The organism is Stenotrophomonas sp. TWI273, from assembly GCF_039674765.1.
GTDB lineage: Bacteria > Pseudomonadota > Gammaproteobacteria > Xanthomonadales > Xanthomonadaceae > Stenotrophomonas.
On the sequence record NZ_JBDJOA010000017.1, the window covers coordinates 1 to 13,266 of the forward strand.

Annotated in this window: 11 protein-coding genes; 4 read left to right on the top strand and 7 right to left on the bottom strand. The window is 67.6% G+C overall.

What is annotated here, in order from left to right; genetic code table 11:
• Positions 1–85 precede the first annotated feature (85 nt).
• Positions 86–856 (bottom strand): DUF4349 domain-containing protein, encoded by a 771-nt coding sequence (locus ABE571_RS16265; protein ID WP_313210880.1) that lies wholly within the window; start codon positions 854–856, stop codon positions 86–88.
• Positions 857–1,012: 156 nt separating this feature from the next.
• On the opposite strand from ABE571_RS16265, the gene ABE571_RS16270 reads away from it, so the two are divergent.
• Complete coding sequence (locus ABE571_RS16270; protein ID WP_346494147.1) at positions 1,013–2,821, top strand: DUF885 domain-containing protein; 1,809 nt, start codon at positions 1,013–1,015, stop codon at positions 2,819–2,821.
• A gap of 193 nt (positions 2,822–3,014) precedes the next feature.
• On the opposite strand, the gene smrA is transcribed toward ABE571_RS16270, so the two are convergent.
• Both smrA and ABE571_RS16280 read right to left on the bottom strand, forming a co-directional pair.
• Positions 3,015–4,847 carry a multidrug efflux ABC transporter SmrA gene (smrA, locus tag ABE571_RS16275; RefSeq protein WP_313210817.1) on the bottom strand — a complete coding sequence of 611 codons (1,833 nt, stop codon included), beginning with the start codon at positions 4,845–4,847 and terminating at the stop codon, positions 3,015–3,017.
• An 89-nt stretch (positions 4,848–4,936) separates the two neighbouring features.
• The gene (locus ABE571_RS16280) at positions 4,937–6,514 is read right to left on the bottom strand and encodes a serine hydrolase (protein WP_346494149.1); all 1,578 of its coding nucleotides are present in this window, start codon (positions 6,512–6,514) and stop codon (positions 4,937–4,939) included.
• A 111-nt stretch (positions 6,515–6,625) separates the two neighbouring features.
• Between ABE571_RS16280 and ABE571_RS16285 the strand changes: the two genes are divergently transcribed.
• Complete coding sequence (locus ABE571_RS16285; protein ID WP_346494151.1) at positions 6,626–7,066, top strand: VOC family protein; 441 nt, start codon at positions 6,626–6,628, stop codon at positions 7,064–7,066.
• A complete protein-coding gene (locus ABE571_RS16290; RefSeq protein WP_346494153.1) occupies positions 7,063–7,881 on the top strand; it encodes a DUF72 domain-containing protein in 819 nt (272 codons plus the stop codon). Before ABE571_RS16285 ends, ABE571_RS16290 begins: the two co-directional genes overlap by 4 nt.
• Positions 7,882–7,885: 4 nt before the next feature.
• Here the strand turns inward: ABE571_RS16290 and ABE571_RS16295 are convergent, their stop codons facing one another.
• On the bottom strand, positions 7,886–8,542 hold the full coding sequence (locus ABE571_RS16295) for a Pr6Pr family membrane protein (protein WP_346494155.1): 657 nt from the start codon (positions 8,540–8,542) through the stop codon (positions 7,886–7,888).
• A gap of 78 nt (positions 8,543–8,620) precedes the next feature.
• On the opposite strand from ABE571_RS16295, the gene ABE571_RS16300 reads away from it, so the two are divergent.
• A complete protein-coding gene (locus ABE571_RS16300; RefSeq protein ID WP_293981624.1) occupies positions 8,621–9,568 on the top strand; it encodes a DMT family transporter in 948 nt (315 codons plus the stop codon).
• A 52-nt stretch (positions 9,569–9,620) separates the two neighbouring features.
• Here ABE571_RS16300 and ABE571_RS16305 read toward each other — a convergent pair whose 3' ends face one another.
• The 3 genes from ABE571_RS16305 to ABE571_RS16315 all read right to left on the bottom strand — a co-directional run bounded on the left by ABE571_RS16305 (position 9,621) and on the right by ABE571_RS16315 (position 13,173).
• Entirely contained in the window at positions 9,621–10,691 is a 1,071-nt protein-coding gene (locus ABE571_RS16305) for a sensor domain-containing diguanylate cyclase (RefSeq protein ID WP_313217701.1), read from the bottom strand.
• Between the two features lie 68 nt (positions 10,692–10,759).
• Positions 10,760–11,482, bottom strand: coding sequence for a pseudouridine synthase (locus tag ABE571_RS16310; protein ID WP_019184431.1), 723 nt, complete (start codon positions 11,480–11,482; stop codon positions 10,760–10,762).
• A gap of 56 nt (positions 11,483–11,538) precedes the next feature.
• Entirely contained in the window at positions 11,539–13,173 is a 1,635-nt protein-coding gene (locus ABE571_RS16315) for a diguanylate cyclase (protein WP_346466585.1), read from the bottom strand.
• Positions 13,174–13,266: the final 93 nt, after the last annotated feature.

A 13,266-nucleotide genomic window follows, 5' to 3' on the forward strand; every position in this document is an offset into this window, starting at 1 on the left:
TTTTTTCTGTGCTTTTCTTCCGCCTCGACACCCGGGGCCCGCCCGTGCGTCCCCCCCCCCCCCCCCCCCCCCCCCACCGGTCTGGTCAGCGTGCGGCCGCCGCGGCCTTGCGCCGCTTGCGACGGCGCCACAGCGCCACGACCACGGCACCGACCGCCCAGACCACCACGCCGACCGGCACCAAGGCGGCGATCGCGCGGATCACGAAGGCGATGCTGGTGGTGAAGATCGCCCCGAACTCACTGAACGCCTTGCCGATTTCGCTGCGGCTGCGCTGCCCGGCCGGGCCTTCGAAGTGCATCGTCACCAGCTGGGTGTCGATCCGCCGGCGTTGCTGTGCCGCGTCCTTGTTGGCCTGCTCCAGCCCCGCCTCGATCTCCGCCATGCGCTGCGAGACCGCCAACAGGTCGGCCACCTTCATGTCACTGCGCTGCTGATACGCCTGCAGCTGCGCGTGTTCTTTCTGCAACCGCGTCTGGGTCAGCGCGGTATCGGCCACCTGCTGGGCCAGATCTTCGGCATGCGTGTTGCGCGAGGCCACATCGCCGCCTTCACCAGCCAGGGCGATGATCGGTTCCACGCCCTTGGGCGCGATGCGCACGCGGATGGAGCCGGAGCGGGTTTCACCGCCTTCCTCGCCTACCTGCAGCACGGCACAGTCCCCGAACCGGTTGCTCTGGCAGGCCGCGGACACGGCCTTGACCCGCTCACTGATGCGCTTGGCATCCAGCTGGATGCGGATGTCGTGTTCATACGCCAGGAACGCGCCCTCGGGGGACGCCACGGCCCCGGCGGCCGCATCGGCGGCGTAGTTCGGCCCGCTGCGGCCACAGGCCACCAGGACCAACAACAGCATCCCTGCCAGCCCGGCGCGGGCCCGTCCTTTCCACTCGGTCACAGTGCAGCTCCATCAAAAGCGGTGATCTTCACGGCGCATGGTAATCCAATGGCACGGGGACAACGGCGGCCATCGGCCCTATGCTCGGGGATTGTCCCCAGTACAGGAACACCGATGCGCCAGCATCTGCTTGCCCTCGCCCTGATCGCCGCCCTTGGTGGCTGCCAGCAGGCCGACTCCCCGACGCCCACCACCGGCACCGAAGCGGCCATCCCGGCTGGCGATGCCGCGGTCGATGCGGACTTCGCCGATCTGTCCAAGCGCGCCCTCGACACCTGGATGCAGCTGTCCCCGATCAGCGCCACGCAGATCGGCGACCACCGCTACGACAGCGAGATCGACGACCTGAGCGCGGCCGGCCAGCAGAAGGTGCTGACCGCATACAAGGCACTGCTGGGCGATCTGGACAAGATCGACGTCAGCAAGCTCTCGCGCGAGAACCAGGTGGATGCGGCGATCCTGCGCAACCAGCTGCAGTCCGAGGTCTGGACCGCGGAAGTGCTGCAGTCGCCCAAGTGGGACCCGCAGATGTACAACGGCATGGCCGGCAGCGCGCTCTACGGCCTGATGGCGCGTGAGTTCGCCCCGCTGCCCGACCGCCTGAAGTCGGCGACCGCGCGCATGGAGAAGCTGCCGCAGATCTTCGCCCAGGCCCGCGAGAACCTGGACCCGGCCCGCGTGCCGAAGATCCATGCCGAAACGGTGGCCAAACAGAACCGCGGCATCCTGAGCATCGTCGATACCTTCATCACCCCGCACATCGGTGAGCTGCCGGCCGAGGACCAGAAGCGCCTGCAGGCCGCGATCGAGGGCTTGAAGAAGGCTGTCGACGAGCAGCAGACCTGGCTGGACAAGACCCTGGTGCCGAACGCCAAGGGGGACTTCCGCATCGGTGCGGACCTGTACGACCAGAAGCTGAAGTTCGCGCTGAACTCCTCGCTCTCGCGCGCCGAGATCGGCGAGCGCGCGCGTGCCGAGCTCAAGCGTGTGCGCCAGGACATGTACGGCATCGCGCAGACCGTGCTCAAGGACAAGCCGGGCGCGCCGGCGCTGCCGGCCAACCCGAGCGATGAGCAGCAGCAGGCCGCCATCGAAGCCGCGCTGGAGCTGGCCTATGCCGACAAGCCGGCCCGCGACAAGGTGGTTGACGACGCCAAGGCCGCGCTGGAGCAGTCCACCGAGTTCGTGCGCAAGCATGACCTGATGACCCTGCCCGATTCGCCGGTCGACATCATCCTGATGCCGGAATTCCAGCGTGGCGTGGCCGTGGCCTATTGCGACTCGCCGGGCCCGCTCGACAAGAACCTGAAGACCTTCTACGCGGTCTCGCCGATCCCGGACGACTGGACGGACAAGCAGGTCGATTCGTTCCTGCGCGAATACAACAGCCGCATGATCCACCTGCTGAGCATCCACGAAGGCACCCCGGGGCATTACCTGGAAGGCTGGCACTCGGGCAAGTTCCCCTCCACGCTGCGCGCGGTGCTGCGTTCGGGCCTGTTCGCCGAAGGCTGGGCGGTCTACACCGAGCGGATGATGCAGGAGCAGGGTTACCTGGACAACGATCCGCTGTTCCACCTGGTGCAGCTGAAGTTCTACCTGCGCACCATCTCCAACGCGATCCTGGATCAGGGCGTGCACGTGGACAACTGGACGCGTGAGCAGGCGATGCACCTGATGACCCACGATGCCTTCCAGCAGGAAAGCGAAGCCTCGGGCAAGTGGGTGCGTGCGCAGCTGACCTCCGCGCAGCTGCCGACCTACTTCGTCGGTGCGCAGGAACACTTCGATACCCGCAAGGCCGTGCAGGACAAGCAGGGCGCGAAGTTCAACCTGAAGGCGTACCACGATCAGATGCTGTCCTACGGCGCCCCGCCGGTGCGCTTCGCGCGCCAGCTGATGCTTGACCAGCCGATCGAGTAAACCCGCCTGGTTCCTCGTCAGACAGGCAACGGCCCGGTGCGAACCGGGCCGTTTTTTTGTGGGGTTTCGTAGAGCCGGGTTCTACCCGGCTGCCTGCGCCACGCAACAGCAGGAGCAGCCGGGTAGAACCCGGCTCTACGCGGGAAGCAGCCGACTGACCGTCGGCTATACCCCCCGGCAGCGTCGGCACCGGTTAGGCATCGGCGGCGACGAAGCCCCCGGTCTGCCGCGCCCACAGCCGCGCATACAACCCGCCCGCCGCGATCAGCTCGGCGTGCGTGCCGGTCTCCACGATGCGGCCCTGATCCATCACCACCAGCCGGTCCATGCGCGCGATGGTGGACAGGCGGTGCGCGATCGCGATCACCGTCTTGCCGGTCATCAATTCGTCCAGGTTGTCCTGGATCGCCGCTTCCACTTCCGAATCCAGCGCCGAGGTTGCTTCGTCCAGCACCAGGATCGGGGCGTCCTTGAGCAGCACCCGCGCGATCGCGATGCGCTGGCGCTGGCCGCCGGACAGTTTCACCCCGCGCTCGCCGACGTGCGCGTCGTAAGCACGGCGCCCTTCCCCATCGACCAGCGTATCGATGAAGGCCGAGGCGCGTGCCTTGGCCACGGCGGCATGCAGCTGCGCCTCGGTTGCATCCGGACGCCCGTACAGCAGGTTGTCGCGGATCGAGCGGTGCAGCAGCGAGGTGTCCTGGGTGACCACGCCGATCTGCCGGCGCAGGCTCTCCTGGGTGACACCCGCGATGTCCTGGCCGTCGATGCGGATCTGCCCGCTCTCCAGGTCGTACAGACGCAGCAGCACGTTGACCAGGGTCGATTTGCCGGCACCCGAGGGACCCACCAGGCCGATCTTCTCACCGGGTTTCACCTGCAGGTCCAACCCGGCGATCACGCCCCCGCGTTTGCCGTAATGGAAATGGATGTGATCGAAATGCACGGCGCCCTGGCTGACCACCAACGGCACGGCGTCGATACGGTCCTGCACGGTCAGCGGCTGGGAGATGGTGGTGATGCCGTCCTGCACCGTGCCGATATCTTCGAAGATGCCGTTGATGGTCCACATGATCCAGCCGGACATGTTGTGGATGCGGATCACCAGGCCGGTGGCCAGGGTGATTGCGCCGACGGTGATGTGGCCGCCGTTCCACAGCCACAGCGCCAGGCCGCAGGTGCCCACGATCAGGAAGCCGTTGACGATGGCGATGGTCACTTCCAGCCCGGTGGTGACCCGGGTCTGGCCACGGTGCTTGGTGGCCAGTTCGTCGATCGCCTCGGCCACGTAGGCCTGCTCGCGCCCGCCATGGGCGAACAGCTTCAGCGTGGGCACGTTGGTGTAGCCATCCACAATGCGGCCCATCGCTTTGGAGCGTGCTTCGGAGGCGATCCACGCGCGCTCTTTGGCCCGCGGCACGAAGTACCACATGATCACCGCGTAGCCGGCCATCCACAGCCCCAACGGAATCATCAGCCGCCAGTCGGCCTGCGCGAACAGGTACAGCGCAGTGCCGGTGTAGACGATGATGTACCAGAGCGAATCGACCATCTGCACGGCCGATTCACGCAGCGACGTCCCCGTCTGCATGACCCGATTGGCCATGCTGCCGGCGAAATCGTTCTGGAAGAAGCTCAGGCTCTGCCGCACCACATAGTTGTGCATCAACCAGCGCGAGCGGTTGCTCAGCCCCGGTACGATCGCCTGGTTCACCAGCAGGCTGTGCAACGACACCAGCAGCGGGCGCGCGATCAGGGTGATGCCGGCCATCCACATCAGCGTGTTGGCATGCCGCGCAAAGAAATCGCTGCCGGGCTGCTCGGCGACCATGTCCACGATGCGGCCAAGGAAATCGAACATCGCCACTTCGACCAGCGCCAACAGCAGGCCGGCGATCAACGTGGCCAGCAGCACCGGCCACACCGGGCGCAGATAGTGGATATAGAACGGCACCACCTTGCGCGGTGGCATGCGCGCATCGATCGGCGGGAAAACCGGAATCAGCGATTCGAACCAGCGGAACATCGCAGTGCACCAAAAACAAAACAGGCCGCGATTATCCCACCGCGGCCTGTCCTTTTACTCTCACCTCCATCACACGCCGGCGACGGGGTTCAGCCCTTGGCCTCGGGCGCGATCGGTATCAGCAGCAGGTCCTGGAAATCGAAACTGAAATCGGTCAGCGAGGACGCCGCCTGCATGCGGACCTCACGGACGTTGCCGTCCGGATCCAGACTGAAATTCACGAAGGCGTCGGCATTGAGTGACCGGTCGTCCCAGCGCACCAGGAAGGTATCGTGCTGCCAATGTTCCAGCGTGCCGATCAACTGCGCGGTCTTGCCGAAGCGCAGGCGCAGCTTGCCGCCCTGCTGCTCAACGAATACATCGCCGTACCATGCGTCGCGGTAGCCCCCTGCGTAGCGCGCCAGTGGCAGCGACGGCTTGGATCTCGCATCGCGTGCGGCCTGGTGCTTGGCCCAGCCTTCGTCTGCTTTCTCCTGTGACTTGGCAACGGCAGCGGCATACGCGGCGACCCAGTCGGTGGCCGGGGCCTGCAGATAGGCATCCAGCGCTTCCATCGTGATGGCATTGAAGGCCGCGCCGACTTCCTGGTTGGTGAGCACCACGATGCCCAGCTTGTGCTCCGGCACCAGCGTCACGCGCGACACCATCCCCGGCCAGCCGCCGGTATGCCAGACCAGCTTCTGGCCGCGGTAGTCGCTCAGGCTCCAGCCTTCGCCATAGCCGGCGAAGTTCGGCCGTGCGGCCGCCAGCTGCGGCACGCTCGGTTCGGGCACGACCTGAGGCGTAATCATCTGCCACATCGCCTGCTGGGTCTTGGCGGTGAACAGTGGCTGCCCGTTCTCCAGCGTGCCGTGGGCCAGCTGCACGTTCATCCAGCGCGCCATGTCGTGCACGCTGGAATAAATGCCGCCGGCGCCGGCATTGTTGGACCAGGTCAGCGGCGCGACGGTGCGCAGCTGGCTGAAATCGTACTTGGCGTGACCGACCGCGGCGTTGTCGCCGGGCTGCAGATGATCGGCGTTGTAGCGGGTGCCTTGCATGCCCACCGGGGTGAAGATGTGCTGCTGCAGGAAGTCCGCATAGGTCTGCCCGGACACCTGTTCGATCACCTGCTGGGCGACCGCGTAGAGAATGTTGTCGTAGGCATAGCGATCACGGAAACCGGCCTTCAGCGGCACCTTGCCCAGCCGCTGCACCACCTCCTTGTTGCTGTAGGAGGTGGTCGGCCAGAACAGCAGGTCGCCCGCGCCCAGGCTCAGGCCACTGCGGTGCGAGAGCAGATCGCGGATGCGCATTTCGCCGGTGACGTACGGATCGGACATGCGGAAGCCGGGCAGATGATCGATCACGCGATCCTCCATCTTCAGCTTGCCCTGCTCGGCCAGCAGATTCAGCGCGGTGGCGGTGAACGCCTTGGTGTTGGACGCGATCGCGAACAGCGTATCGGCCTGGACCGGATCCGGCTTGCCCAGCTCGCGCACCCCGTAGCCGCGCTCCATCACTACCTTGCCATCCTTGACCACCGCCACGGCGATGCCGGGGATGTCGAACTCGGTGCGGGCGCGTTCGATGGTGGCGTCCAGCCGCTGCAGTTCGGCCGGCACGGCGGCCGATGCCAAGGGTGCGCATGCGAGCAGCACGGCGCCTCCGATCCAGGATGTGTTCAAGCAGTGTCTCCGGTTGCGTGTGGCGGGGGCGTCGAGGGTGTCGCTGCCCCGGTTTCGCACGATGGTAACGCGGCCCGGATCAGGCTCGCCTGTGCCAGAAGGAGGCCCGCCATGACCGCGCCCGCCGAGACCACCGCCACGATCATTCCCTGCCTGCGCTACCGCGATGCACACGCCGCGATGGCGTGGCTGCAGCGCGCGTTCGGCTTCCAGAAACAGGCGGTGTATGCCGAGGGCGATATCGTCCACCATGCCCAGATGGTGTATGGCCACGGCATGATCATGCTCGGCTCGGTCGACAACGCCAGCGAGTGGGGCCGCTACAGCGTCCACCCGGACGAGGTCGGCGGTCGGCAGACCCAGAGCGCCTGCGTGATCGTGGCCGATCCGGATGCGCACCATGCGCGCGCCGTCGCCGCGGGCGCGCAGATCGTCATGGACATCGCCGACCAACCGTATGGCGGCCGCGGCTATGCCTGCCGCGATCTGGAAGGTTACCTGTGGTGGTTCGGCAGCTACGACCCGTGGGCCGACCATGCGGGCGGCGCATGAGCACACCGCCTGGCACCATCCGCACCGGCATCGGCGGCTGGGTCTTCCCGGCATGGCGCGGCGGCACGTTCTATCCGGCCGGGCTGCCGCAACGCGAAGAACTGGCCTACGCCAGCCAACAGCTGGGCTGCATCGAGATCAACAGCACGTTCTACCGTGCGCAGAAGCCGGCCATCTACGCGCAGTGGCGCGAGCAGACGCCAGCGGGCTTCCGCTTCTCGGCCAAGGCGCCGCGCACGATCACCCAGACCCATGACCTGACCACCGTTGGTGAACGCGCCGAGCGCTTCATCGAGGGCATCAGCGTGCTGGAGGACCGGCTGGGACCGCTGATCTGGCAGTTCGGCGACAGCCATCCCGCCGGTGCGGACGAATTCGAGCAGTTCCTGGGCATGCTCCCGCGCAAGATCGACGGTCGGCTTCTGCAGCATGCACTGGAGGTACGCAATCCCGCCGCATGGACGCCGGCGCTGTTGGCCGCTGCCCGCGCCCACGGTGCAGCGCTGGTATTCAGTGGCTCGGATGAGTACCCCAGCTTTGCCGACCCGACCGCGGGGTTCATCTATGCGCGGCTGATGCGCTCGCGCGCCAACCTGCGCGCCGGCTACCCGGCCAGGGCCATGGAGCAATGGTGCCTGCGTGCGATGCGCTGGGCCCGCGGCGAAGACAATCCGGACCTTCCCCACCTTTGCGCCGAACGCCCCGCGCAGCCACCGCGCGAGGTGTATGTGCTGTTCATCGGTGCGGCCAAACAGCGCAATCCCGGCGCGGCGATGGCGCTGCGCGATCAGCTGCAGCTGCTCGGCGGCAGCTGATGCGTTAGCGGTTCCGGCGGCGCGCCGCCAAGGCACCATCCAGCCACCACACCAGCGCACCGCACACGACGAACACCACTGCCACGGACAGCGCATTGCGCGCAACCAGCGCGATGCCCAGCGCGCCCAGGTCCAGGAAGGGATACGGGTACTGCCCACTGAGCCGCCCGACCAGCAGGGCCCAGCCGAGGTAGACCGTCGGCAACGCCAGTGTGCTGAGCAACCCACGCCGATGCAGGCCGCCATGCGGCCCGGCCAGCCAGCCAAGCAGATACAGCACGGGCACCGCGTAATGCAGGCCGGTATCGGCCCACCATTGCGCGCCCTGCGGGTGCCACAGCGGACGCAGGATGATCACGTAGATCAACCCGGTGATGCCGATGAACAGCGCCACCGCCGCGCGCGGGACCGGGCCGGCCAGCCCTTCACGGCGGCCCCGGGCCAGTGCCAGGCAGACCGCGGCGACGCCGATGTTGCTCAGGATGGTGAAGTAGCCCAGGTAGCGCAGCGTCGCGTCCGCAGCCCCCAGGCCGGGCGTGCGCAGCAGCAGGTGGTACTGCAGCAGCAGTGCCACCACGGCGACCGCGGCGGTGAGGCCGGCCAGGGCGCGCAGGGCGTGCGGCAGTCCGGCGGGGACAGGGGCGATGGGCAGGCGCGTCATCGCCGCAGAATGCCATGACCCCGCGCGGGATCGCGTGGAGGGCATCCTTCGCGGCGCGGCTTGTCGCACAATAGGCGGATGCCGATGACCGATACCCGCAGAGCCCTGCTGCAAATCCATTTCTGTGTGCTGCTGTGGGGCGTCACCGCCATCCTTGGCAAGCTGATCACCCTGCCCGCGCTGCCGCTGGTGTGGTGGCGCATGTTGCTGGTGGTGGCGATGCTGGCCCTGGTGCCGCGCGTGTGGCGCGGGCTGCGCCAGCTGTCCCCGCGGCTGGTCGCCGGTTACTGCGGTGTGGGCGCGCTGGTCGCGCTGCACTGGCTCACGTTCTATGGCGCGGTGAAGCTGGCCAATGCTTCGGTGGCGGCGACCTGCATCGCGCTGGCGCCGGTGTTCACCGCGGTGATCGAACCCTGGGTGGCCAAGCGCCCCTTCCAGTTCCGTGAGCTGGCCTTCGGGATCCTGGTCCTGCCGGGCGTCGCGCTGGTGGTGGGCGGCGTGCCCGATGGCATGCGCCTGGGCGTCCTGATCGGCGCGCTCTCGGCGCTGCTGGTGGCGATCTTCGGCTCACTCAACAAGCGCCTGGTCAGTCATGCCGACCCGCTCACCGTGACCGCGCTGGAACTCGGTGCGGGCACGCTGACCCTGACCCTGCTGGCGCCGGTACTGCCCTTCCTGCTGCCGGCCCTGGCCAGCGACCTGTGGGTGATCCCGGACCTGCACGACGGCCTGCTGCTGTTGGCCCTGGCCGGGCTGTGCACGCTGCTGCCGTTCGCGCTCGCGCTGGTCGCCCTGCGCCACATCAGCGCCTACACCTCGCAGCTGGTGACCAATCTTGAGCCGGTCTACGCGATCCTGCTGGCGATGGTGCTGCTCAGCGAGCAGCGGGAGCTGACCCCGCTGTTCTATGCCGGCGTGGCGATCATCGTGGGGGCGGTGTTCCTGCACCCGCTGCTCAACCGCCGCCGGAAGGTGCAGCACCCGGAACTCCTGGCGACGTCCGAGGCACGCAACATCGCCGATTGAGCGGGCGTACCGGCCAACACCCGGTACCTGCCGCGGATACGGCCCGTGCACCTCAGTCGGCGCGGATGACCCGGTTGCGCCCCTCGCCCTTGGCCCGGTACAGCGCCGCATCGGCGCGGGCCAGGGTCTGCTCGATCGCATCGCCGTGGCGGTGCGCGGCCACCCCGATGCTGATCGTCAACGGCAGGCCCAGCGGCAGATCGGCTACCGCCATGCGCAGGAAATCGCACTGCAGCTCTGCCGTGGCCAACGGCGTGTCGGGCATCAGCACCACGAACTCTTCGCCGCCATAGCGCGCCGCCAGGCCATGCCCGGCGAAATGCGCGCGCAGCAGCCGGGCCAGTTCGGCCAGCACGTGATCGCCGGTGGCATGACCGTACAGATCGTTGACGGTCTTGAAGTGGTCGATGTCGAGCAGCGCCACAGCGGTCGCGCGCGGGTGACCATCGGCATCCACCACCGCCGCCTCCAGCGCGGTGCTCATCGCGCGGCGGTTGGGCAGGCCGGTGAGCGGGTCGGTGCGGCTCTGTTCGGCCAGGTCGGCGTTCTGCTGTTCCAGCAGTTCGTTGTACTCGGCCAGGCGCTGCTCGTACCAGGCGCGATCGGTCATGTGCTGCTGTATTTCATGCGCATACCGGCGCAGCTCCATCACCAGCGAAACCTGCCGCGACAGCGCCGACAGGGCATCGCGCTGGCCGGGGCTGAGCTGCCCGGGGGCGGCATCGAACACGCACAGCGTGCCCAGGGGCAGGCCGTCACTGCTCAGCAGCGGCGCGCCCGCATAAAAACGGATATGCGGCTCATCGACCACGACCGGGTTGTCGAAAAAGCGTGGGTCGGTTCGCGCATCCTCGACCACCATCACCTGGTCCGGCTGCAGGATGGCGTGACCGCAGAAGGAGATGTCCCGGCTGGTTTCGGGTGCGTCCAGCAGCTGCCGCGCCTTGAACCACTGGCGCTCCTGGTCGACCAGGGTCACCGCGCCCATGTGGGTGCCGCACAGCGCGGTGGCGATCGTGACCAGATCATCGAAGGACCGCTCGCGCGGCGTATCCAGGATCTGATACCGCTGCAGCGCCAGCAGGCGCTGTGCTTCGTTGTCCGGCTTGGACGGCTTGATCATCGTGGCAGGCGGTGGCGTGTGCCGGATCAGTCTAGCCCGGGTACGGTGTCACGGCGTGACGCACAGCATCACCAGTCCAGCTGTTTGGGCAGCAGGCCTTTGAGCTCGGCATCGGTGAGATTGCGCCACTGCCCCGGCTTGAGCGCACCGAGTTTGATGTTGTCGATGCGCACGCGGCGCAGCTGGGTGACCCGGAAACCGAACGCGGCCGCCATCAGGCGGATCTGCCGGTTCAAGCCCTGCTGCAGCGTGATCCGGAACCCGAACTTGGCCAGCTTGCTGGTCCGGCACGGCAGCGTGACCTCATCGCGGATGCGCACGCCGCGGGCCATGCCACGCAGGAACTCATCGGTGACGGCCTTGTTGACCGCGACCATGTATTCCTTCTGGTGCCCGTTCTCGGCGCGCAGGATCTGGTTGACGATGTTGCCGTTGCTGGTCAGCAGGATCAGGCCTTCGGAATCCTTGTCCAGGCGGCCGATCGGGAAGATGCGCTGCTCGTGGCCGACGAACTCCACGATGTTGCCCTTGACCGAACTTTCGGTGGTGCAGGTGATGCCCACCGGCTTGTTCAGCGCGATATAGACGTGCTTGCGGCCGCCGGCCTTCTTCGCTTCGCGCGCGCGCAGCGGCTGGCCGTCGACCAGCACCACGTCCTGTTCGCCCACCACCGCACCGGTACCGGCCGGATGGCCATTGACGGTGACGCGGCGTTCGCCGATCAGGCGGTCGGCTTCGCGCCGGGAACAGAAGCCGGTGTCGGCGATATGCTTGTTGAGTCGGGTTGTCATCGGCCCATTATCGGGCAAAAGGCGGTCGCTGCTGCGTTTTTCCGCGTGCCGGCGGTTCAGGCCGGCAGCGGATCGCCGGCGGTCGTGGTGCGCTCGCCGTCATGGATCTGGTTGCGACCGTTGCGCTTGGCGCAATACATGGCGTGGTCGGCCCGGCGCAGCAGCCCGGCCAGGTCGTCACTGCCCGGCTTGAGCACGGCCAGGCCGATGCTGGCCGAGACCGTCAGGCCGGGAATGCCGAGTGTCTGGGTGACTGCGGCCACCTGCTGGCGCACCGTCTCCAACCGCGCCACGGCGGCGGCATGGCCGGCGCCGGGCAACAGCACCAGGAATTCTTCGCCGCCCATCCGGATCACATCGTCGTGATTGCGCACCGAGCCGCGCAGCGCGCGCGCCACCGCGACCAGGACCTGATCGCCGACGTCGTGGCCGAACTGATCGTTGATGTTCTTGAACAGATCGATATCCAGGAAGCCGATTGCCAGTGCATGCGGTTCCTGGCGTGCCCGTTCCAGGTATTCGGCGAGCAGGCGCAGGCCGGCGCGGCGATTGGGCAGGCCGGTCAGCATGTCGGTATCGGCGAGCTGGCGCATTTCATCGCGCTGGCGGCGCAGCCGGCCCAGCCGCAGGTTCAGGGCATAGGCGGCCATCATCAGGAACCAGGTCGCCGACAGCTGCAACGCTTCGATCCGGTATGCCACCAGCCACTGCGCATCCAGCGCATCGGCCCCGATCATGATCCACCAGGGGGCCAGCGCGGCCAGCCCCGGCAGTGCATGCGCATCGCGCTGCCACAGCCCCCACAGGCCTGCGCCGAGACACAGCGTGCAGCCCGTGAGGAAGACCCACTCCAGCAGCTCGGACACCACGGCCAGGCCGTCCGGCCCCCACAAAGGCACGGTCAGCCCCATGGCCACCAGTCCCCATAGCACCGCATGCTGGGCCGGGCGGGAGCGCGGCCAGCGGCGATCGCCGCCGTTCAGTCGCCACAGGATGGGCAGCAGCAGCGCTTCGGTGAACGCGCTCAGCGCGACCAGCCACCACGAGGCGTGTTCGTGCACGGGCAGCCACGGCTCGGGATAGCCGCTCAAGCCCCCCAGCACCGCCTGCCACAGCACGAACACCGCGCACGCGCCGACATACACCAGGAACAAGCGGTCGCGGGTGGTGACCCACCCCATCATTGCCGACAGTGCCAGCGCGATCGCCACCGCGATGCAGGCGGCGCGCATCAGCAGCCGTGCCGTATCGTTCTGCTGCACCGGGCTCGGTGCCCCCAACTGGATGGTCGGAACCCAGCGCGGCTTGAGCGGGCGTGTCCACGAGACCACGATCGGCTCATGGTTGCCGGCCTCGGGCACCACCACCAGCCCGACCCCTGCACGGAAACGCGAATCACGGGTACGCGCATCGTGCATGCTGCCGCAGATCTCGCGGTCACCGTGGCTGATGCGGACCTCGCCGGTGAGCACGCCGAACACATCCACGGCCTGGGGCTTGCCCGACCAGCCGGCGGCCGGGGCCGGGATGGACAGCACTTCCTGGTGGCGTGCCAGCACATCCGGGGTGCACGCGCGCTGGGGGGTGACCGCATCGGTCGCCCCGCCCAGCAACAGGAAATCCTGCCCCACGCGCGGGGCCGCCTGCAGGCTCCAGGGCAACAGCCACAGCAGCACCAGCGCAAGCGCCATCCACCCGATTGAATACCCGCCCCCGTTGCTCACACTGCGCCCTGCCCGCCCGTGATCGCCCGCGCACACCGTGTCCGCTGTCGTCGGCGAGGA

Excerpts from the sequence above, each read along its gene's own strand:
- ABE571_RS16295 (WP_346494155.1), bottom strand. The coding sequence starts at position 8,542 with ATGACGCGCCTGCCCATCGCCCCTGTCCCCGCCGGACTGCCGCACGCC.
- ABE571_RS16270 (WP_346494147.1), top strand. The coding sequence starts at position 1,013 with ATGCGCCAGCATCTGCTTGCCCTCGCCCTGATCGCCGCCCTTGGTGGC.
- ABE571_RS16300 (WP_293981624.1), top strand. The coding sequence starts at position 8,621 with ATGCCGATGACCGATACCCGCAGAGCCCTGCTGCAAATCCATTTCTGT.
- ABE571_RS16265 (WP_313210880.1), bottom strand. The coding sequence starts at position 856 with ATGCTGTTGTTGGTCCTGGTGGCCTGTGGCCGCAGCGGGCCGAACTAC.
- ABE571_RS16305 (WP_313217701.1), bottom strand. The coding sequence starts at position 10,691 with ATGATCAAGCCGTCCAAGCCGGACAACGAAGCACAGCGCCTGCTGGCG.
- ABE571_RS16310 (WP_019184431.1), bottom strand. The coding sequence starts at position 11,482 with ATGACAACCCGACTCAACAAGCATATCGCCGACACCGGCTTCTGTTCC.
- ABE571_RS16285 (WP_346494151.1), top strand. The coding sequence starts at position 6,626 with ATGACCGCGCCCGCCGAGACCACCGCCACGATCATTCCCTGCCTGCGC.
- ABE571_RS16290 (WP_346494153.1), top strand. The coding sequence starts at position 7,063 with ATGAGCACACCGCCTGGCACCATCCGCACCGGCATCGGCGGCTGGGTC.
- smrA (WP_313210817.1), bottom strand. The coding sequence starts at position 4,847 with ATGTTCCGCTGGTTCGAATCGCTGATTCCGGTTTTCCCGCCGATCGAT.
- ABE571_RS16315 (WP_346466585.1), bottom strand. The coding sequence starts at position 13,173 with ATGGCGCTTGCGCTGGTGCTGCTGTGGCTGTTGCCCTGGAGCCTGCAG.